This window comes from Streptomyces sp. NPDC047000, from assembly GCF_040644295.1.
Lineage (GTDB): Bacteria > Actinomycetota > Actinomycetes > Streptomycetales > Streptomycetaceae > Streptomyces.
This window is the reverse complement of the sequence record NZ_JBEYWE010000009.1, coordinates 239684-259385: the sequence shown is the minus strand read 5'-3', so window position 1 is coordinate 259385 and position 19702 is coordinate 239684. Positions and strand designations below refer to the sequence as shown.

Here is a 19702-nt window from a genome sequence, read left to right as displayed (position 1 = left end):
CCGGCAGATCGCACTCCTCGAAGAGAAGCGGCGGGCGACGCATTGAGCAGGGGGCAACCGAACTGCTCCCTGGATCCGCCATCTTGCGATGGCGTGGCGGTGGGAGTCAGTGGAGGGGGATGTCGGTGCCGTGGTCGGTGGCGGGGCGGGGGCCGTGGATGCGTCGGTCGGCTTCCGTGATGGCGGCGTCGTTGATGCTCGCCTCGCGGCGGCGCATGAGGCCGTGCTCGTCGAACTCCCACAGTTCGTTGCCGTAGCTGCGCCACCACCGGCCTTCCGTGTCGTGCCATTCGTACTGGAAGCGCACGGCGATGCGGTTCTCGTGGAAGTCCCAGAGGCTCTTGCGCAGCGCGTAGTCGAGTTCGCGCTCCCACTTCCTGGTCAGGAAGGCGACGATCTCCTCGCGGCCGTTGACGAACGTGTCCCGGTTCCGCCATGTCGAGTCCGGTGTGTAGGCCAGGGCCACCCGTCGGGGATCGCGGGTGTTCCACGCGTCCTCGGCCGCCTGGACCTTCCGCAGGGCGGTTTCCCGGGTGAACGGCGGGTAGGGCGGGCGGTCTTCCGGCATCGCGGCCTCCATCGGTAGAGAACGGGCGTTCTCCGCTCGTGGGGCTAAGGTAGGGAACGATCGTTCTCGACGTCAAGGAGTCCCGGATGCCGGCCCCCCTCACCGAGGAGCAGAACCGTCTCGACCGTGAGGCGCTGCTCGACGCGGCGGAGGCGCTCTTCTACGGGCGCGGCGTCCAGGCGGTCGGCATGGACGAGGTGCGCGTCGCCTCCGGTCTGCCGCTGAAGCGGATCTACCGGTTCTTCGCGGCGAAGGAGGACCTCGTCGTGGCGGTGCTCAGGCGGCGGGACCTGCGGTGGCGAGGAGAGCTGGCCGCCCGTGTGGAACAGGTCCAGGATCCCGGTGAGCGTGTCCTCGCGGTTTTCGACTGGCTGGGCGAGTGGTTCGCGCAGCCCGGTTTCCGAGGGTGCGCATGGATCAACGCCTACGGCGAACTGGGCGCCACGTCCGAGGCGGTGCTGGCCGAAGTCCGCTCGCACAAGCGGGCGTTCCACGACCAGGTCGCCGCGTGGGTCCACGCCACCGGGGTGCCGGTGGCCGAACCGGTCTTCCTGCTGGCCGAGGGCGCCGTCGTGACGGCCGCGATCAACGGCGACGCGGCCCCGGCCCACCACGCTCGCACGGCGGTCGCCGCGCTGCTCGGGGTGCCGTGGCCTCCCGCCGCGACGGCCGGGTGTGGTTCGCTGCTGGGGTGACTCAGGACTTGGAGACCGTCGTATTCGCGTCCGCCGAGGCGTTCGAGGCGTGGCTCGGTGAGAACCACGCCGTCTCGCCCGGCATCTGGATCAAGCTTCGCAAGAAGGGCCCCGGAATCGTCGCGCTGGACTACGCCCAGGCGCTCGACGTGGCACTCTGCTACGGCTGGATCGACGGCCGGAAGGCCAAGTTCGACGACGAGTGGTGGATCCAGCGGTTCACCCCGCGCACATCGCGCAGCAAGTGGTCCAAGGTCAACCGGGACAAGGTGGCCGCGCTCGTCGAGCAGGGCCGGATGCGTCCGCCGGGGCAGGCCGAGGTCGACCGTGCCCTGGCGGACGGCCGCTGGGAGGCGGCCTACGACAGCGCGAGGACCGCCACGGTGCCGGACGACCTCGCGGCGGCGCTGGCGGCCGAACCGGGCGCGGCGGAGTTCTTCGGGACCCTGGACGGGCAGAACCGCTACGCCATCCTGTACCGGATCCAGGACGCCAAGAAGGCCGAGACCCGGGCACGCCGGATCGAGAAGTACGTGGGCATGCTGGCGAGGGGCGAGAAGCTGCACCCGTAGCGGCGGCGGTGGGGTCGGGCCGGGGACGGTGCGGCGCCGGCGCCTGTCGTCGGAGTGGCGGGACGGCTGGACGCCAGAGGGCAAGGGGGCAAGAGGCCCTGAGGGGAGGGACCTTCGGGCTCGACGGCGGGACCGTCGGCGCGACGTCGGTCCCGTCCCCGGTGGTGTCATGGGTCCCGTTTCCCGGGCGCCGTATGGGCGGCACCCGGCTGAAGAGGGAGCCGCCGCACCATGTCCCGCCGTCCTGCCTTTCTGGTTCTCGCCGCGTGTGTTCTCGCCGTCGCCGCCGCGGTGGTGTCGTTCGCTCAAGGGTCCTGGCTCGGGGTGGTGTGGGTGCTGCTGGCGGGGGTCACCTCCAACATGGGGTGGTACTACCTGCGGCGGGCCGGTGGGGTGCGGAAGCAGGCGGTCACGAGCGTCTGCGGTGGGGACGGGACCGCGTGCGCCGGGTGCGTGCGGCGAATCTGTCAGTGAGCGGTGCCGGCGGCGCTGTCCGGTTCCGGCCACGGGCGGTCCGGCGTGACCTTCACGGCCTTCACGGTTTTCACGCCGTGAAGAACTCCGTCAGCGCCGGCGCCAGTACGTTCGGGTCCACCATGTGGGTCTGGTCCTCCAGGGCCCGGTACGTGCCCCTCGGTGCCGCGTCCGCGACCGCGCGGGCCGCCTCGCGCATCCACGCCGGGCTGGCGCCGCCCGCGAGGGCCAGCACCGGTACGGAGACGGCGGCCAGGCGGTTCTGCGGCACCCGGCCGTCGCCGAGGACCGCGTCGTCGTAGGCCAGGCTCGGCGCCAGGGCCTCCATGCCCTGCCACATGGGGGACTGGCGGGCGCCCTGGATCATCGCCTCGGCCAGCCCGGTCAGCCTCAGGAACAGCTCCACCGCGTCCCCGCGCCGCCCCTCGCCGAGCGCCCGCGTCAGGTTCCTCGTGTACTCCGCGCGCCGCTCGGCCTCGGCCTCGTCCATCGCGAACGGCGGCTCGTACACCGCGACCTGACGCACCGGCAGCCCGCTCGCCGCCGCCTCCAGCACCAGCGCGCCGCCGGACGACATGCCGTACAGCGCCGCCTCGCCGCCCACGACGTCGATGAGCGCCGCGAGATCCTCGACCTCGCGCTCGACGGCGTACGGCGCCGTGTCACCGCTCTCCCCGCGGCCCCGCCTGTCGTGGGCGACGACGGTGAAGCGGGCGGACAGCAGCCCGGCGAGGGGTCCCATGGTGGCGCCCGTGGACATGGCGCCGCTCACCAGGATGACCGCCGGGCCCTTCCCGCTGCGGGTGTAGGCGAGGGGCGTACCGTCACGCGAAATCGTCTGCTGGTCCATGTCTGTTCACCCTGCCATCGCGCGGGGGCCTCACGGGTTACGACACGTCCGACACGTCCGACGCCTCTGACACTTCGGCCTCGTAGAAGCAGAGGTGCCCCTTGATCGCCGCCACGTCGGGCTTCGGGTCCGGGTAGGACCAGACGAGGTCCTTCGGGCCGTCCGGTACGGACCAGTAGGACGCCGTGCCCTTGAAGGGGCAGACGGTGTGGGTGTCGGAGGGGGCGAGGAGGTCGAGGCGTACGTCCTCCGCCGGGATGTAGTAGCGGACCGGGCAGCCCGTCTCGCGCAGGAGCAGGGGGCGGTCGGTCTCCGCCAGGATCGTGCCGCCGTGCGCCACGCGCACGTGCTGGGTGCCCTGCTCGATGGTGATCTCATGTCCTCGGGTCATGACAGGCACAGCGCCTGCCGCTGCCGCGTTCTTCCCCCGTACGGTGACCTCATGCGAATCTGTGTCTTTCTCTCCGCCGCCGACCTCGACGACCGCTACACGCGCCCCGCGCGGGAATTCGCCGAACTGGTCGGCAAGGGAGGGCACACCCTGGTGTGGGGCGGTTCCGACGTGGGCCTGATGAAGGTCGTCGCGGACGGCGTCGAGGAGGCGGGCGGCGGGCTGCTCGGAGTGTCGGTGGAGTTCCTGTCGGCCAAGGCCCGGCCGGGCGTCGATCAGATGGTGATCGCGCGCGACCTCGCCGAGCGGAAGCGGCTGCTGCTGGAGTACGCGGACGCCGTGGTCATCCTGGTCGGGGGCACGGGCACCCTGGACGAGGCGACGGAGATCCTCGAACTGAAGAAGCACGGGCACTCCGAGATGCCCGTGGTGCTGCTGAACACGGCCGGGTTCTACGACGGGCTCCAGCAGCAGTTCCGGCGGATGGAGACCGAGGGGTTCCTGCCCCGGCCGCTGGCGGAGCTGGTGTTCTTCGCACAGGAGCCGGTGGGGGCGCTCGCCTACCTGGAGGAGAACGTGGGGATCGTGTGAGCCCGGGGACCGCGGGGAAGCCCGGGGCCCGGTGCGGGCCGGTGTGATGCGAGCATGGCGGGCATGGCTACTCATGTGATCACCGGGGCCGGTTCGGGTATCGGGGCTGCCCTCGCGCGGCGGCTGCACGAGCGCGGGGACGATCTCGTGCTGCACGCCCGCGACGCCGCTCGCGCGAAGGAGCTGGCCGCCGGGTTTCCCGGGGCGCGGACCCTCGTCGGCGATCTCGCCGAGCCGGAGCGGCTGAGCTGGGCCTTCTCGCACCAGTCGCTGCCGGACCGGGTGGACTCGCTGCTCCACATCGCCGGGGTGGTCGACCTGGGGGAGGTGGGGGAGCTGTCGGTGAAGACCTGGCGGCACCAGCTGAACGTCAATCTCATCGCTCCCGCCGAGCTGACCCGGCATTTCCTCCCGCAGCTGCGGGTGGCCCGGGGGCATGTGGTGTTCGTGAACTCGGGATCGGGGCTGAACGCGAACGCGTCGTGGTCGGCCTACGCGGCGTCGAAGCACGGGCTGAAGGCGCTGGCGGACTCGCTGCGGCTGGAGGAGCACGGCAACGGGGTGCGGGTGACGTCCGTGTACCCCGGGCGTACGGCGAGTCCCATGCAGGAGAAGGTGCACCGGCAGGAGGGGAAGGCGTACGACGCGGGGGCGTGGATCGAGCCGGAGTCCGTCGCCACGGCGATCCTGATGGCGCTGGACCTGCCCCGGGACGCGGAGGTCAACGACCTGACGGTACGACCGGGGACGCGCTGACGGTGCCCCTGGGGCTGCGGTGAGGGGGATTCGCCCCCGCCGCCCCTTCCCGGCCCCGTCCCTGGGGCTCCGCCCCGGACCACCCGGGCCTTTGCCCACCCGCCGGCCGACCCGGTTTCTTCAAGGGGGCACTGTCCAGCCCACCGAGACGGGTGGGTGTGGTGGGCAGACGGGGTCCGGGGGCGGAGCCCCCGGCAACGGCGGGGAGCTGGGCGCGGCCCGGCGGAAAGGGCCCGGGGCAACCCCCGTGACCGGCCGACGCGCAACCGCGTTGCATAGGCTGCACCGGTGAGCAACAACGACAAGGCGAACCTCGGCGGAGCCACCGGCGTCGGGTCCATGCCGGGCGGCGACGCGCGCGAGGCCGTCAAGGCCGTCACCGGGACCTTCGAGGACTTCCCCCACCTGCCCGAGCTGCCCGCCCGCGGGCCCGGCGCGGACATGATCGGCCGCAGTGCCGGGATGCTCGTCGAGCTCTACGCCCGTGTGGAGCCCAGCGGCTGGCGGCTCGGTGACCGGCCGGGGCGGGACACCAGGCGGGCCCGTGCCTGGCTGGGCGAGGATCTCGACGCGCTCGAGGAGTTCACCCAGGGGTACGAGGGGCCGCTGAAGGTGCAGGCGGTAGGGCCGTGGACCCTGGGTGCCGGACTGGAGCTGCGGAACGGGGAAGCCGTTCTCTCCGACGCCGGGGCGTGCCGGGACCTCGCCGGATCGCTCGGCGAGGGACTGCGGCTCCATCTGGAGGAGGTACGGCGCCGGGTGCCGGGGGCGCGGCTCGTGCTCCAGCTCGACGAACCGTCCCTCACCGCGGTGCTCCGCGGACAGGTGGGGACCGCCAGCGGCTACCGCACGTACCGGGCCGTCGACCGGCAGGTCGTCGAGGCCGGCCTGCGCGATCTCGTCGGCACCGCGGGCGCGGACGTCGTCGTCGTGCACTCGTGCGCGCCCGACGTCCCGTTCGCGCTGCTGCGCCGGGCCGGGGCGGACGCCGTTTCCTTCGATTTCTCCTTGCTCACCGAGCGTGACGACGACGCGATCGGGGAAGCTGTGGAAGGAGGCACGCGGCTGTTCGCGGGTGTGGTGCGGGGCACGGACGGCCCGTTGTCAGACCCTGCCGGTAGCGTCATGGGTGTCAGGACTCTGTGGCGCAGGCTGGGGCTGCGGCCGGGGCTTCTCGCGGACGTGGTCACGGTCACGCCCGCGTGCGGGCTCGCGGGTGCCTCCCCGGCGTACGCCCGTGCGGCGCTCGCGCACTGTGTCCGGGCGGCGAGATCCCTCGCGGACAACCCAGAGTAACGGGAGGACAACACGGTGGCCGGCGACAAGCAAGCGGAGACGACGGTGCCCGTCGAGGCACGGGAGCAGCACGCGCAGCTCGCTGAGCAGATCGAGGAGCACCGCTTCCGGTACTACGTGAACGACGCCCCGGTCGTCAGCGACGCCGAGTTCGACCGGCTGCTGCGCGCGCTGGAGGCGCTGGAGGCGGAGTATTCCGAGCTCCGTACGCCCGACTCGCCGACCCAGAAGGTCGCGGGGGCGTACGAGACGGAGTTCACCTCCGTCCAGCACCGGCAGCGCATGCTGTCGCTGGACAACGCGTTCGACGATCTGGAGCTCGCCGCCTGGGCCGAGCGCGTCCACAAGGACGTGGGCACGCTCGCCTGTCACTTCCTGTGCGAGCTGAAGGTCGACGGCCTCGCCGTCAACCTGACGTACGAGCGCGGGCGGCTGACGCGCGCCGCGACCCGCGGTGACGGCCGTACGGGTGAGGACATCACTACCAATGTGCGGACCATCTCGGAGATCCCGGACCGGCTGAACGGCGACCGGGTGCCGGACCTCGTGGAGATCCGCGGCGAGGTCTACTTCCCGATGGAGGCGTTCGAGGAGCTCAACGCCCGCCTGGTGGCGGCCGGTGACAAGCCGTTCGCCAATCCGCGCAACGCGGCGGCCGGTTCGCTGCGCCAGAAGGACCCCCGGGTCACCGCGACCCGGCCGCTGCACATGGTGGTGCACGGCATCGGGGCGCTGGAGGGCTTCGAGGGGCTCGGCCGGCTGTCCGAGGCGTACGACCTGCTGCGCTCCTGGGGACTGCCGACCTCGCGGCACAACAAGGTGGTCGGCGAGCTCGACGGCGTCCGGGCGTTCATCGCGTACTACGGCGAGAACCGGCACTCCGTGGAGCACGAGATCGACGGCGTCGTCGTCAAGCTCGATGAGATCCCCCTCCAGGGGCGGCTCGGATCCACCTCGCGCGCGCCGCGCTGGGCCATCGCGTACAAGTACGCGCCGGAGGAGGTCAACACGAAACTCGTCAACATCCGGGTGGGGGTGGGCCGCACCGGACGGGTGACGCCGTACGCGCAGGTCGAGCCGGTGACGGTGGCGGGCTCCGAGGTCGAGTTCGCCACCCTGCACAACCAGGACGTCGTCAAGGCCAAGGGCGTGCTCATCGGGGACACGGTCGTGCTGCGCAAGGCCGGTGACGTCATCCCGGAGATCCTCGGTCCGGTCGCCGATCTGCGTGACGGCACCGAACGCGAGTTCGTGATGCCCGCCGAGTGCCCCGAGTGCGGGACCGCGCTGCGGCCGATGAAGGAGGGCGACGTCGACCTGCGCTGCCCGAACGCCCGTACCTGCCCGGCCCAGTTGCGCGAACGACTGTTCTATCTGGCGGGTCGCAAGGCGCTGGACATCGAGCACTTCGGGTATGTCGCCGCCGCGGCCCTCACCAAGCCGCTGGAGCCGGCCGAGGCGCCGCTGACCGACGAGGGCGACCTGTTCGACCTCACCATCGAGCGGCTGCTGCCCATCAGGGCGTACGTCCTCGACCAGGACAGCGGGCTGCCCAAGCGCGACCCGAAGACCGGCGAGGAGAAGACCGCACTGGTTTTCGCCAATCAGGACGGTGGCCCCCGCAAGAACGCGCTCGCCATGCTGGACAACATCGCCGCGGCCAAGGAGCGCCCGCTGGCCCGGGTGCTGACCGGACTGTCGATCCGTCACGTGGGGCCGGTCGCCGCGGAGGCGCTGGCCCGGGAGTTCCGCTCCGTCCAGCGCATCGAGCAGGCCGGCGAGGAGGAGCTCGCGGCCACGGACGGTGTCGGTCCCATCATCGCCGCCTCGCTCAAGGAGTGGTTCGCCGAGGAGTGGCACCAGGAGATCCTGCGCAAATGGCGGGCCGCCGGGGTGCGGACGGAGGAGGAGGGCTCCGGCGAGGACGAGGGACCGCGTCCGCTCGAAGGGCTCACCGTCGTCGTCACCGGCACCCTGGAGCATTTCACCCGGGACGGAGCAAAAGAGGCGCTACAGAACCAGGGCGCCAAAGTAACCGGTTCCGTATCGAAAAAGACATCCTTTGTGGTCGTAGGTGACAATCCGGGATCGAAATACGACAAGGCGATGCAGCTCAAAGTGCCCGTCCTCAGCGAGGACGGGTTCGGTGTCCTGCTCGAACGGGGCGCGGACGCGGCGGCCGAAGTCGCCCTCCCGACCGGCGAGTAGCGGTTGAAGGCCACCTGATCGGCGCATACCAGATGCATACGGGTGGCCGGGGCGCATTCGGGCAACCGTCGGCGACCGCTGCCCGTAGGAGCCTTTCGCAGCCTACTGTTGGGAGGTGTGCCCGCCGCGCCCAGTCGCGGCCGGGGCGCTGTCCCGCTCCCCGACGGGCTCTCGCGGGACAGGACAAAGGGTTTTTCAACGCGGAAGCCGTTGAGGGATGTGCCGGGTCATCGGGCCGCGTGGCGTGGGCACCGCCGGCTGTGAGAGGGACGGGAATGGAACCGACCGAGAGCGTCGCCCAGGGCTCACGGCTGCGCCGTGCGGCGGGCGCGTGGCGGGGGAGCCGGTGGGTGGCATGGTCCTTGCCGGGACGTGACGGCGGCGCGGACGGAGGTCCCTCCGGACGCGCCGGCGGACGCCCCTTCGGACGCGGTCCCGCGCCGGACCGCGGACACGCGGCGGCGGAGCGGCGCGCACGGCGCACGGCGGACGGCTTCGGCCCCCCGTTCACCGACGGACACGCCGACGGCCGCGCCGACGGACGGACCCAGGGATTCGCGGACGCGTTCGGCGACGGGTTCGGCGACGGACTCACCGGCGGATTTCCGGGCGGGTTCGGAGACCGGTTCGGGGACAGATCCCGGGACGGACGCGCCGCCGCGCGGCAGGCCGCGGGGCCCCGGCAGGCGGCCGGGTCCCTTCCGCCCCTCGCGCTGCCCCCGGGCGGCGGAGGCGGCGGGACCGGCGGTCACGAACGCCGCCCGGCCGCGCCCGCGCTGCCCGCCCTCATCGTCGCCCTGGCCGCGCTCGTGCTCGGCGCGGGCTTCTACCGCGCCTTCACCGGCACCCACGCCCTCTTCCCGGCCGGCCAGGCCGGCTGGTCCTTCGCCATGCTCACCGGCATCATCGTCGGCCACCTCGTCATGCTCGGCCGCTCCCGCTGGTGGGGCGGCACCGGCTCCGGCGCCACCCTCACCCTCGCCGTGCTCATGCTCTACGGCTGGGTGCCCGCCGGCATGGTCAGCCTCACCGTCGTCGTCCTCGTCGGCACAGCCCGCCGGGGCCGCTGGCACTCCGGGGTGCTGCACGGCTCGGTCGACATCCTCGGCATCGGCGCCGGGGCCCTGCTGCTGGCCGCCCTCGGGCGCGTACCGAGCGTCGAACAGCCCTGGGACCCGGGCACCTGGACCCTCTCCGCCGTCCCGCAGGTGGTGCTGGTCGCCGCCGCCTATCTGCTCGTCACCCGCGCCCTGCTGTGGTGCCTGCACTCCGGGCGCGGCGGACTGCCCACCGTCGCCCGCACCGCCCTGGTCCGGCAGAGCCTCGTCGCGGTCGCCCTGCTCGGCATCGCACCGCTGGTCTGCGCGGTCGCCGTCGCCCAGCCCCTCCTGCTGCCGCTGTTCTCCGTCCCGCTGATCGCCCTCGACTCCACCCTGTGGATCGCCCGCGCCCGCGCCGAGGAGCAGCTGCGCGACCCGCTCACCGGACTGCCCAACCGCCAGTGGCTCCTGGAACGCATCTGGACCGCCCTCGACGACGCCGAACGCATCGGCGCGCGGGCCGCCCTGATGCTGATCGACCTCGACCGTTTCCGGTCGGTCAACGACACCCTGGGCCATCTCGCCGGTGACCGGCTGCTGCTCCAGACCGCCGACCGGCTGCGGGCGGCGCTGCCGCGCGGGGCGGAGGCCGCGCGGCTCGGCGGCGACGAGTTCGCCGTTTTACTGCCCGTCGCCGACTCCACGACGTCCGCGACCCGCGTCGCCCGCGGCCTGGTCGCCGCGCTCAGCTCCCCGCTCGACCTCGACGGGCTCACCCTCGTCCTGGAGGCCAGCGCCGGAGTCGCCGTCTTCCCGGACCACGCCCTCGACGCCGAGGGACTGCTGCGCCGCGCCGACGTGGCGATGTACCAGGCGAAGCGGGACCGCACCGGTGTGGAGGTGTACGAGTCCAAGCGCGACTCCAACACCCCCGACCGGCTCGGCCTGCTCGGCGACCTGCGCCGCGCGCTGGACGCCCGCGAGGTGCAGCTGCACTACCAGCCCAAGGTCCGCTTCGACGGCCAGGTCGCCGGCCTGGAGGCGCTGGTCCGCTGGGTGCACCCGGAACGCGGCAACGTCCCGCCGGACGAATTCATCGCGATCGCCGAGTCGTCCGGGCTGATGCCGCATCTGACGGAGTACGTGCTGGAGACCGCGCTCGGCCAGGTCGCCGAGTGGCGCTCCCGGGGGCTGTTCGTGCCGGTCGCCGTCAACGTCTCCCCGCGTGACGTGCACACCCCCGGCTTCGCGGGCTCCGTCGCCGCCCGGCTCGCCCGGCACGGCGTCCCGGCGTCGGCGCTCCAGCTGGAGATCACCGAGCACGTCCTGCTGGAGGACCCGCAGCGGGCCGCCGACACCCTCGCCGGGCTGTCCATGCACGGCGTGAAGATGTCCCTGGACGACTTCGGCACCGGGTACTCGTCGCTGGTGCACCTGCGGCGGCTGCCGGTCAGCGAGCTGAAGATCGACCGCTCCTTCGTGGCCCGGCTCGCGTCCGACGCCGAGGACGCGGAGATCGTCCGCTGCACCATCGACCTCGCGCATTCGCTCGGGCTGCTCGTGGTGGCGGAGGGCGTCGAGGACGACGAGACGTGGGAGCGGCTGCGGGACCTGCGCTGCGACGCCGTACAGGGGTGGCTGGTCGCCGCGGCGATGCCTCCCGAGGAGACGACGGCGTGGCTGCTGGCGCGGGGGTCGCGGGGGTGGCAGCGGCCACGGGCGGCACTGCCCGCGGTGTCGCCCGCGGCGGCTGCGGAGGAGTGACTTTCCCACCCGCCCACCCGTTCGGCATGCTCAAACGGTGACCGTTACCCGTGGGGCGCGATCACCGTCGGCGGCCGACCCCAGCGGCCCGGCCCGGCCGACTGTCCCCATCCGCCCCCGCCGCCTGCTGCCCGCAGGCCGCTGGCCGCCCGGCCTCGCGCCCGGTCTGCTGCCGCGGCCCGTCGGCAGGCCCGGTCTGCTGCCGCGGCCCGTCCGCTGCCTGCCGTCCGCCCCGCTGCCTGCCGTCCGCCGCCCGCTGGCCGTCCGGTCCCGTGCCCGGTCTGCTGCCGCGGCCCGTCGGCAGTCGGCTGATCGGCCTGTCGGCCTGTCGGCCCGTCGGCTGATCGGTCCGGCGGTTCGGTGGTCCGTCGGGTATCTGTGCCGTGTCGGTGTCGGCCGTTCTGGGCCGTCCGTTCGGTGTCGGTGGACCGTCGTGGTGGTTGGTGCCGGGAGCGGCCCGCGGCAAACCGTTTCACGGTCCGGTGCCCCCGCACCCTAGGATTGGGCCCAAAGCACACTCACTCACCCCAGAGGAACGCTGCATGCCTGGCATCACGCGCGAGGAGGTCGCCCACCTCGCCCGGCTGGCGCGTCTGGAGCTGAAGCCCGAAGAGCTCGATCACTTCGCGGGACAGCTGGACGACATCATCGGCGCGGTGGCCCGCGTCAGTGAGGTCGCCGACCAAGACGTACCGCCGACCTCGCACCCGCTCCCGCTGACGAACGTCATGCGGGCGGACGAGGTCCGTCCGTCGCTCACCCCCGCGCAGGCGCTCTCCGGCGCCCCGGCCCAGGAGCAGCAGCGTTTCAAGGTGCCGCAGATCCTGGGGGAGGAGTAGACAGCCATGACGGACATCATCAAGCTCACCGCGGCCGAGATCGCCGCGAGGATCGCCGCCGGTGACCTCACCGCCGTCGAGGTCACCGAGGCGCACCTCGCCCGGATCGAGGCCGTCGACGAGAAGGTCCACGCCTTCCTGCACATCGACCGCGAGGGCGCCCTGGCGCAGGCCCGCGCCGTGGACGCCAAGCGCGAGCGCGGCGAGAAGCTCGGCCCGCTGGCCGGCGTGCCGCTCGCACTCAAGGACATCTTCACCACCGAGGGCGTGCCCACGACGGTCGGTTCGAAGATCCTCGAGGGCTGGATCCCGCCGTACGACGCGACGCTCACCAAGCGGCTGAAGGCCGCCGACGTGATCATCCTCGGCAAGACCAACATGGACGAGTTCGCCATGGGGTCCTCGACGGAGAACAGCGCGTTCGGGCCGACCGGCAACCCGTGGGACCTCACCCGGATCCCCGGCGGCTCCGGCGGCGGCTCCTCCGCGGCGCTCGCCTCCTACCAGGCCCCGCTCGCCATCGGCACCGACACCGGCGGCTCCATCCGCCAGCCCGCGGCCGTCACCGGCACGGTCGGCGTGAAGCCGACGTACGGCGCGGTCTCCCGCTACGGCATGGTCGCCTTCTCGTCCTCCCTGGACCAGGGCGGTCCCTGCGCCCGTACGGTCCTGGACGCGGCGCTGCTGCACGAGGTGATCGCCGGACACGACCCGCTGGACTCCACGTCGATCGACACGCCCGTCCCGCCGGTCGTCGAGGCCGCCCGCAACGGCAGCGTCGACGGCATGCGGATCGGCGTGGTCAGGCAGTTCCGCGGCGAGGGCTACCAGGCCGGCGTCATCCAGCGCTTCGACGAGTCCGTCGCGCTGCTGAAGGAGCTGGGCGCCGAGATCGTCGAGCTGGACTGCCCGTCCTTCGACCTCGCCCTGTCGGCGTACTACCTGATCGCGCCCTCCGAGTGCTCCTCCAACCTGGCCCGCTTCGACGGCCTGCGCTACGGCCTGCGGACCGGCGACGACGGCACGCACTCCGCCGAGGAGGTCACCTCCCTCACCCGTGAGGCGGGCTTCGGCGCCGAGGTCAAGCGCCGCATCATGCTCGGCACGTACGCCCTGTCGAGCGGCTACTACGACGCGTACTACGGCAGCGCCCAGAAGGTCCGCACCCTCATCACGCGGGACTTCGAGAAGGCGTTCGAGCAGGTCGACGTGATCGTCTCCCCGACGACCCCGACCACCGCCTTCCCGATCGGTGAGCGCGCCGACGACCCGATGGCGATGTACCTCGCCGACCTCTGCACCATCCCGACCAACCTCGCGGGCAACGCGGCCATGTCGCTGCCCTGCGGTCTCGCCCCCGAGGACAACCTCCCGGTCGGACTGCAGATCATCGCACCGGCGCTCCAGGACGACCGGCTCTACAAGGTCGGTGCCGCCGTCGAGGCCGCCTTCGTGGAAAGGTGGGGTCACCCGCTCCTCGAGGAGGCTCCGGCACTGTGAGCAACGCACTGTCCAAGGCCAAGGGCTTCAAGAAGTCCCGCACCGGTACGTACCTGTCCATCGCGACCACCGCCTTCGGCGCGCTGGGTGCGGTCAAGCAGATCAGGAAGGCCAGGTCCGAGCAGGACACCCTGCTGCTGATCGACGCCGCGGTGTCGGCGGCGGCGATCGTCACCGGTCTCGCCATCCTGGTCCGCGAGCTGAAGCGGCTGGGCGACGACGACGTCCTGCTGGGCTGAGAGGGAAGTTTTCACCGTGACCACCACGACCGACCTGGTGTCGTACGAGGACGCACTGGCGTCCTACGACCCCGTCATGGGCCTCGAGGTCCATGTCGAGCTCGGCACCCGCACCAAGATGTTCTGCGGCTGCTCCACCGAACTCGGCGCCGAGCCCAACTCGCAGACCTGCCCCACCTGCCTCGGCATGCCCGGCTCGCTCCCGGTCGTCAACGCGACCGGCGTGGAGTCCGCGATCAAGATCGGTCTCGCGCTGAACTGCGAGATCGCCGAGTGGTGCCGCTTCGCCCGGAAGAACTACTTCTATCCGGACATGCCGAAGAACTTCCAGACCTCCCAGTACGACGAGCCGATCGCCTTCGACGGCTACCTCGACGTGCAGTTGGAGGACGGGGAGACCTTCCGCGTCGAGATCGAGCGCGCCCACATGGAGGAGGACACCGGCAAGTCGACGCACATCGGCGGCGCCACCGGCCGTATCCACGGCGCGTCCCACTCCCTGCTGGACTACAACCGCGCCGGCATCCCGCTGATCGAGATCGTCACCAAGCCGATCACCGGCGCCGGTGACCGTGCTCCCGAGGTGGCGAAGGCGTACGTGCGGGAGCTGCGCGAGCTCATCAAGGCGCTCGGCGTGTCCGAGGCGCGCATGGAGGTGGGCCAGATGCGCTGCGACGTCAACCTGTCGCTGATGCGGAAGGACGCCGAGAAGTTCGGCACCCGCTCGGAGACGAAGAACGTCAACTCGCTGCGTTCCGTGGAGCGCGCGGCCCGGTTCGAGATCATGCGCCACGCGGCCGTGCTCTCCTCCGGCGGCACCATCGTCCAGGAGACCCGGCACTTCCACGAGGACACCGGGTCCACCACCTCCGGCCGGGTCAAGGAGGAGGCCGAGGACTACCGGTACTTCCCGGAGCCCGACCTCGTCCCGGTGGCGCCCTCCCGCGAGTGGGTCGAGGAGATCCGCGCCGGGCTGCCCGAGCTGCCGCTGGCCCGCCGCAACCGGCTGCTCACGGAGTGGGGCATCTCCGCGACCGACATGCAGGCGATCATCAACGCGGCCGCGCTCGACCTGATCGTCGCCACGATCGACGCCGGTGCCGACGCGGCCTCCGCCCGCAAGTGGTGGATGGGTGAGCTGGCCCGCAGCGCCAACGAGTCCGGCACGGGGCTCGACGAGCTGGCGATCACCCCGCGGCAGGTCGCCAGGGTGACCGAGCTGGTCACGAAGGGCGACCTGAACGACAAGCTGGCCCGCCAGGTCATCGAGGGCGTCCTCGCCGGTGAGGGGACCCCGGACGAGGTCGTCGACAAGCGCGGGCTGAAGGTCGTCTCCGACGACTCCGCGCTCGGCGCGGCCGTCGACGCGGCCATCGCCGGCAACCCGGGCGTCGCCGACAAGATCCGCGGCGGCAAGACGGCCGCGGCCGGTGCCCTGGTCGGCGCGGTCATGAAGGCCACCCGTGGCCAGGCCGACGCGGCCCGCGTCAAGGAACTGATCCTTCAGAAGCTGGGCGTGAGCGAGGGCTGAGGCCCACCCGGCCGGAACGGGACGGAGGGGGTGTGCCGGGTCCCGGCGCACCCCCTCCGTGCTGCCCGGTGTCCGAAGGGCCCGGTGCGAGGCGCTAGGCTCCCCGGTCATGAGAGGACGCGGCGATTCCCATACGCACACACCACCCGGGATACCCGAGGTGACGGACGCCGACGCCCCGGCCACCGAGGCGCGCCGGGCCCGCTGGACGGCGACCGTCACCGGAACCCTGCTCACCCTCGCCGGACTCGGCGCCTCGCTGCTCCGTCTCACCGGGTCCGCCCCGGTCCTGGTGCCCGCCGCCTACGCCGGCGGCGCCGCGGTCTGCGCCCTGGCGGCGTTCCTCGGCGCCCGCGGCCGCACCCGTCGCGCCCTGTGGCTGATGATCGCCGGCGTCATGGTGATGGCCCTGGGCGACCAGTTCGACTGAGCGCCCGCCGAGCACGTGTCCGACCGCCGCCCCGGCTGTGCGCGCGGTCACGTGAGGCGCGTCACCCCAGGCTACAGAGTCGTCGTAACTGTCCTGTGATGTGTCTCCCAGTCTTGTGAACCGGTGCACAAACGGCTCAAAGGATCACTTTCACCTGCGAGAGTGAACGCATTGCTCATGCGTTCTTTGCGGGCTGTTCAGTGCAGAAACGGCTGTTTCCCGGTCAAAGATCCACCCATCGCACGCTGGGAGCACGCTCGTGGCAGCCCTCGCACGCTGGAGTGTCCGGCACCGCCTCCTGGTGGTCCTGCTGTGGCTTCTCGCCCTCGGCGGGGTGACCGCCGCGTCCGCCGTCGCGGGCTCCGCCTACTCCAACGACTACGACGTCCCGGGCACCGAGTCCGGCCGTGCCATGCAGCTGCTGGAGAAGGGCTTCCCCGGTCTCTCCGGCGACAGCGACACCATCGTCTGGCACACCACGTCCGGCACCGTCCGCGCCTCCGACGTCGAGCAGACGATGACCGCCACTCTCGACAAGGTCGCCGGCCTGCCCGGTGTCGCCGCCGTGACCAGCCCCTACGACGGCCAGGGCGCCGGACGCGTCAGCGCCGACGCGCACACCGCGTACGCCACCGTCACCTTCGACCGGCAGGCCGCGGACATCCCCGCGTCCGAGGCCCGCGCCGTGGTGGACACCGCCAGGTCCGCCCAGACCGCGGGGCTCCGGGTCGAGCTCGGCGGCACCGCCGTCTCCGGCACCCAGACCTCCGGCGGCCACCTCGCCGAGATCGTCGGCGTGGTCGTGGCCGCCGTCGTGCTCTTCCTCGCCTTCGGCTCGCTCGCCGCCTCGCTGCTGCCCATCGCCACCGCGCTCACCGGCGTCGGCACCGCCTACGCCGGCATCGCGCTGCTCGGCCACGCCATGACCGTCGCCGACTTCGCGCCCATGCTCGGCATGCTCATCGGGCTCGGTGTCGGCATCGACTACGCCCTCTTCATCGTCACCCGGCACCGGCGCGGACTGAAGCGCGGACTCACCGTCACCGAGGCCGCCACCACCGCCGTGGCCACCACGGGACGCGCCGTGGTCTTCGCAGGTGCCACCGTTTGCATAGCACTGCTGGGGATGCTGATCCTGCGGCTGAACTTCCTCAACGGCGTCGCCGTCGCCGCCTCGCTGACCGTGGTGCTCACCGTCGCCGCCTCCGTGACCCTGCTGCCCGCGCTGCTGTCCTTCATCGGCATGCGCGCCCTCAGCCGGCGCGAACGGCGCCGCCTCGCCGAGACCGGCCCCGAGCCGGAGGTGCCGACCGGGTTCGCCGCCCGCTGGTCCGCGTTCGTGGAACGCCGGCCCAAGCTGCTCGGCTCGCTCGCCGTCCTCGTCATCGCCGTCCTCGCCCTGCCGGCGTTCTCCCTGCGGCTGGGCACCTCGGACCAGGGCAACGACCCGAAGTCCACCACCACCCGGCAGGCCTACGACCTCCTCGCCGACGGCTTCGGCCCCGGCGTCAACGGCCCCCTCACCCTCGTCACCGAGGTCCACGGCGCCGCCGACCGGCTCTCCCTGGACAACCTCGGCGCCACCCTGCAGGCCACCGACGGCGTCGCGGGCGTCACCCCGGTGACCTACGGCACCGGCGGCAGCACCGCCTACGTCACCGTCGTCCCCGACTCCGCGCCCCAGTCGCAGCGCACCAGCGACCTCGTCGACCGGCTGCGCACCGAGGTCCTCCCGCGGGCCGAGACCGGCACCTCCCTCGACGTGCACGTGGGCGGCGTGACCGCGAGCTACGACGACTTCGCGGGCGTCATCGTCGGCAAGATGCCGGTGTTCGTGGGCGCCGTCATCGGGCTCGGCGGCATCCTGCTGCTGATGGCCTTCCGGTCGGTCGGCATCCCGGTCAAGGCCGCCGTGATGAACGTGGCCGCCGTGACCGCCGCCTTCGGCGTCGTCGTGGCGATCTTCCAGTGGGGCTGGGGCAGCGAGTTCCTCGGCCTCGGCCGCGCCGGTCCGATCGAACCGTTCCTCCCCGTGATCATGGTGTCCGTCCTCTTCGGGCTCTCCATGGACTACCAGGTGTTCCTGGTCAGCCGGATGTACGAGGAGTGGCTGGAGACCGGCGACAACCGGGTCGCCGTCCGCGTCGGCCTCGCCGAGACCAGCCGCGTGATCAACTCCGCCGCCGTCATCATGATCTCGGTGTTCCTCGCCTTCGTGCTCAGCGGCGACCGGGTGATCGCGATGTTCGGCATCGCGCTCGCCGCCGCCGTCGCCCTCGACGCCTTCGTCCTGCGCACCCTGCTGGTGCCCGCCCTCATGCACCTGCTCGGCGCCGCCAACTGGTGGCTGCCCCGCAGCGTCGACCGCGTCCTGCCCCGCATCAGCATCGAACCGCCCGAGTGCCGCGCCGCTCATGAGAGGCTTGCCGCCGCGGCGGACGCCGAAGTGGCGGACGCGCTGGTGGCGGACGCGCTGGACGGCGTGCGGACGGCGGACCTCCCGGCCCCGCGGACCCCGGCCGGGGAGACGCCGGGCGCGGCCGTACGGGAGCCGGAGACCGAGTGAGGACGTGAGGGGCGGGCATGTACGCGATATCCCTGGGTGACGACGGCGCCGAACTGCGGCCCCTGGAGTCCTGGCACGCCGAGGAGTTCCTCGCCCATCTCGACCGGGGACGCGAGTTCGTCGGGCAGTACATCGCCTTCGGCTCCCGGGAGACCGACGCCGACTCCGCCCGCGCCCTGCTGCTCAGATATGCCCGGCAGCGTGCCGAGGACAGCGGCGGCCTGCACGGCATCTGGCTCTCCGGCACGCTGGTCGGCGGCGTCCTGTTCCGCACCTTCGACGCCGCCCGGGGCACCTGTGAGGTCGGCTGCTGGCTGGAGCCCGCGGCGATCGGCCGGGGCCTCGTCACGCGCGCGATACGGGTGCTGCTCGACTGGGCCTTCGACGAGCGCGGCATCCACCGTGCGGAGTGGCACGCGGCGAGCGGCAACAAGGCGAGCATCGCCGTCGCCCGGAGCCTCGGGATGACCCGGGACGCCGTCCTCCGCGAGAGCCACCCGCACCGCGGGACACGGCACGACATCGAGATCTGGTCGGTCCTCGCCCCGGAATGGCACGCGGCGCGTGCGCGCGGCGGATATTAAGAACCCTCTCAGACAGCCTCCGTAGCGTGCGCCCCATGGGAACGAAGACGACTGACGAGGCCACGACAGAAACCGGCACCGGAGCCACCGGCGCAGCCACCGAGGAGAAGGCCGCCGCGCGGACGGCGGAAGCGGAAGCGGCACAGGAGACGGAGACAGCGGCGGAGCAGGCCGCCACCGGCACACCGGCCGAGGCCGGCACGGAGACCGCCGGCACCGCCGCAGCGGAGGACGACGAGTCCGACGAGTCCGACGCCTCGGACGAGTCCGACGACGACCTGCTGGACGATCTCCTGGACGGCGGGGAACTCCCCGCCGCCGAGCCCCCCGCCGGTGTCGGCCAGGGCGCCGCCGCCGTCGTCTCCGCCGTCCTCGGCCTGGTCTCCCTCACCGGCGGCTGGATCGGCTCGGTCGCCGCCGCCCGCGAGACCCTCGTCGGCCAGCTCCAGACCTCGTCCTCGGCGAGCGTCGCCAAGCAGATCAAGGAGATCTACGGCGACGCCTGGCACACCACGGCCCTGTGGGCCGGCCTCTTCGCCCTGACCGCGCTGATCACCGGCGTCGCCGTCCTCGCCCGCCCCGCCTTCGGCACTCCCGGCCGCACCCAGGCCCCCTGGATCAGGTCGGTCGCCTGGGCAGGCGTCGTCCTCGGCGTCGTAGGCCTCCTGCTGGCCGTCCTCAAGTACACGGACGCCCTCCTGGCCCTCCCCTCGACGAGCAGCTGACCCACCCCCGGCCCGCCGCGGGCCATGAGGGGCCTTACCGGCCCCGGTGGGCGCCTTACGGAGCCCACCGGGCCCCTCGGCCG

19 protein-coding genes are annotated in these 19702 nt (G+C 72.3%); 16 read left to right on the top strand and 3 right to left on the bottom strand.

Features of this window, described 5'->3' with window-relative positions; all coding sequences use genetic code 11:
* Positions 1-106: 106 nt before the first annotated feature.
* Positions 107-568 carry a nuclear transport factor 2 family protein gene (locus ABZ862_RS17580; RefSeq protein ID WP_360958742.1) on the bottom strand — a complete coding sequence of 154 codons (462 nt, stop codon included), beginning with the start codon at positions 566-568 and terminating at the stop codon, positions 107-109.
* 86 nt (positions 569-654) lie between these two features.
* On the opposite strand from ABZ862_RS17580, the gene ABZ862_RS17575 reads away from it, so the two are divergent.
* From ABZ862_RS17575 to ABZ862_RS17565, 3 genes are all read left to right on the top strand, one after another.
* Complete coding sequence (locus ABZ862_RS17575) at positions 655-1263, top strand: TetR/AcrR family transcriptional regulator (RefSeq protein WP_360958739.1); 609 nt, start codon at positions 655-657, stop codon at positions 1261-1263.
* Positions 1242-1835, top strand: a complete 594-nt coding sequence (locus ABZ862_RS17570) for a YdeI/OmpD-associated family protein (RefSeq protein WP_360958826.1) — start codon at positions 1242-1244, stop codon at positions 1833-1835. Before ABZ862_RS17575 ends, ABZ862_RS17570 begins: the two co-directional genes overlap by 22 nt.
* Positions 1836-2066: 231 nt before the next feature.
* Entirely contained in the window at positions 2067-2309 is a 243-nt protein-coding gene (locus tag ABZ862_RS17565) for a hypothetical protein (protein WP_360958736.1), read from the top strand.
* A 70-nt stretch (positions 2310-2379) separates the two neighbouring features.
* Here ABZ862_RS17565 and ABZ862_RS17560 read toward each other — a convergent pair whose 3' ends face one another.
* Positions 2380-3159, bottom strand: coding sequence for an alpha/beta hydrolase (locus ABZ862_RS17560; RefSeq protein ID WP_360958733.1), 780 nt, complete (start codon positions 3157-3159; stop codon positions 2380-2382).
* A 37-nt stretch (positions 3160-3196) separates the two neighbouring features.
* The gene (locus ABZ862_RS17555) at positions 3197-3550 is read right to left on the bottom strand and encodes a DUF427 domain-containing protein (RefSeq protein WP_360958731.1); all 354 of its coding nucleotides are present in this window, start codon (positions 3548-3550) and stop codon (positions 3197-3199) included.
* Positions 3551-3601: 51 nt separating this feature from the next.
* Between ABZ862_RS17555 and ABZ862_RS17550 the strand changes: the two genes are divergently transcribed.
* From ABZ862_RS17550 to ABZ862_RS17490, 13 genes are all read left to right on the top strand, one after another.
* Entirely contained in the window at positions 3602-4141 is a 540-nt protein-coding gene (locus ABZ862_RS17550) for a TIGR00730 family Rossman fold protein (protein ID WP_360958728.1), read from the top strand.
* A gap of 63 nt (positions 4142-4204) precedes the next feature.
* Positions 4205-4897: an SDR family oxidoreductase gene (locus ABZ862_RS17545; RefSeq protein ID WP_360958725.1), complete on the top strand. Its 693-nt coding sequence runs from the start codon at positions 4205-4207 to the stop codon at positions 4895-4897.
* 339 nt (positions 4898-5236) lie between these two features.
* Entirely contained in the window at positions 5237-6193 is a 957-nt protein-coding gene (locus ABZ862_RS17540; RefSeq protein WP_360958823.1) for a methionine synthase, read from the top strand.
* Between the two features lie 15 nt (positions 6194-6208).
* Complete coding sequence (gene ligA / locus ABZ862_RS17535; RefSeq protein WP_360958723.1) at positions 6209-8401, top strand: NAD-dependent DNA ligase LigA; 2193 nt, start codon at positions 6209-6211, stop codon at positions 8399-8401.
* Between the two features lie 713 nt (positions 8402-9114).
* Complete coding sequence (locus ABZ862_RS17530) at positions 9115-11205, top strand: EAL domain-containing protein (protein WP_360958820.1); 2091 nt, start codon at positions 9115-9117, stop codon at positions 11203-11205.
* A 542-nt stretch (positions 11206-11747) separates the two neighbouring features.
* On the top strand, positions 11748-12044 hold the full coding sequence (gene gatC / locus ABZ862_RS17525) for an Asp-tRNA(Asn)/Glu-tRNA(Gln) amidotransferase subunit GatC (protein WP_360958720.1): 297 nt from the start codon (positions 11748-11750) through the stop codon (positions 12042-12044).
* A gap of 6 nt (positions 12045-12050) precedes the next feature.
* Positions 12051-13544: an Asp-tRNA(Asn)/Glu-tRNA(Gln) amidotransferase subunit GatA gene (gatA, locus tag ABZ862_RS17520; RefSeq protein ID WP_360958717.1), complete on the top strand. Its 1494-nt coding sequence runs from the start codon at positions 12051-12053 to the stop codon at positions 13542-13544.
* The gene (locus ABZ862_RS17515) at positions 13541-13783 is read left to right on the top strand and encodes a hypothetical protein (protein ID WP_360958714.1); all 243 of its coding nucleotides are present in this window, start codon (positions 13541-13543) and stop codon (positions 13781-13783) included. The genes gatA and ABZ862_RS17515 overlap by 4 nt, the downstream gene beginning before the upstream one ends.
* A gap of 16 nt (positions 13784-13799) precedes the next feature.
* On the top strand, positions 13800-15314 hold the full coding sequence (gene gatB / locus ABZ862_RS17510; protein WP_360958711.1) for an Asp-tRNA(Asn)/Glu-tRNA(Gln) amidotransferase subunit GatB: 1515 nt from the start codon (positions 13800-13802) through the stop codon (positions 15312-15314).
* A gap of 109 nt (positions 15315-15423) precedes the next feature.
* On the top strand, positions 15424-15744 hold the full coding sequence (locus ABZ862_RS17505; protein WP_360958708.1) for a hypothetical protein: 321 nt from the start codon (positions 15424-15426) through the stop codon (positions 15742-15744).
* A gap of 259 nt (positions 15745-16003) precedes the next feature.
* Positions 16004-18310 (top strand): MMPL family transporter, encoded by a 2307-nt coding sequence (locus ABZ862_RS17500; RefSeq protein WP_360958706.1) that lies wholly within the window; start codon positions 16004-16006, stop codon positions 18308-18310.
* 17 nt (positions 18311-18327) lie between these two features.
* Entirely contained in the window at positions 18328-18894 is a 567-nt protein-coding gene (locus ABZ862_RS17495; RefSeq protein ID WP_360958703.1) for a GNAT family protein, read from the top strand.
* A 35-nt stretch (positions 18895-18929) separates the two neighbouring features.
* A complete protein-coding gene (locus tag ABZ862_RS17490) occupies positions 18930-19619 on the top strand; it encodes a hypothetical protein (protein WP_360958700.1) in 690 nt (229 codons plus the stop codon).
* Positions 19620-19702 lie beyond the last annotated feature (83 nt).

Bases quoted from the DNA above. Each gene is read 5' to 3' on its own strand.
- ABZ862_RS17580 (WP_360958742.1), bottom strand. From the start codon at position 568: ATGCCGGAAGACCGCCCGCCCTACCCGCCGTTCACCCGGGAAACCGCC.
- ABZ862_RS17575 (WP_360958739.1), top strand. From the start codon at position 655: ATGCCGGCCCCCCTCACCGAGGAGCAGAACCGTCTCGACCGTGAGGCG.
- ABZ862_RS17565 (WP_360958736.1), top strand. From the start codon at position 2,067: ATGTCCCGCCGTCCTGCCTTTCTGGTTCTCGCCGCGTGTGTTCTCGCC.
- ABZ862_RS17560 (WP_360958733.1), bottom strand. From the start codon at position 3,159: ATGGACCAGCAGACGATTTCGCGTGACGGTACGCCCCTCGCCTACACC.
- ABZ862_RS17555 (WP_360958731.1), bottom strand. From the start codon at position 3,550: ATGACCCGAGGACATGAGATCACCATCGAGCAGGGCACCCAGCACGTG.
- ABZ862_RS17550 (WP_360958728.1), top strand. From the start codon at position 3,602: ATGCGAATCTGTGTCTTTCTCTCCGCCGCCGACCTCGACGACCGCTAC.
- ABZ862_RS17545 (WP_360958725.1), top strand. From the start codon at position 4,205: ATGGCTACTCATGTGATCACCGGGGCCGGTTCGGGTATCGGGGCTGCC.
- ABZ862_RS17540 (WP_360958823.1), top strand. From the start codon at position 5,237: ATGCCGGGCGGCGACGCGCGCGAGGCCGTCAAGGCCGTCACCGGGACC.
- gatC (WP_360958720.1), top strand. From the start codon at position 11,748: ATGCCTGGCATCACGCGCGAGGAGGTCGCCCACCTCGCCCGGCTGGCG.
- gatA (WP_360958717.1), top strand. From the start codon at position 12,051: ATGACGGACATCATCAAGCTCACCGCGGCCGAGATCGCCGCGAGGATC.
- ABZ862_RS17505 (WP_360958708.1), top strand. From the start codon at position 15,424: ATGAGAGGACGCGGCGATTCCCATACGCACACACCACCCGGGATACCC.
- ABZ862_RS17495 (WP_360958703.1), top strand. From the start codon at position 18,328: ATGTACGCGATATCCCTGGGTGACGACGGCGCCGAACTGCGGCCCCTG.
- ABZ862_RS17490 (WP_360958700.1), top strand. From the start codon at position 18,930: ATGGGAACGAAGACGACTGACGAGGCCACGACAGAAACCGGCACCGGA.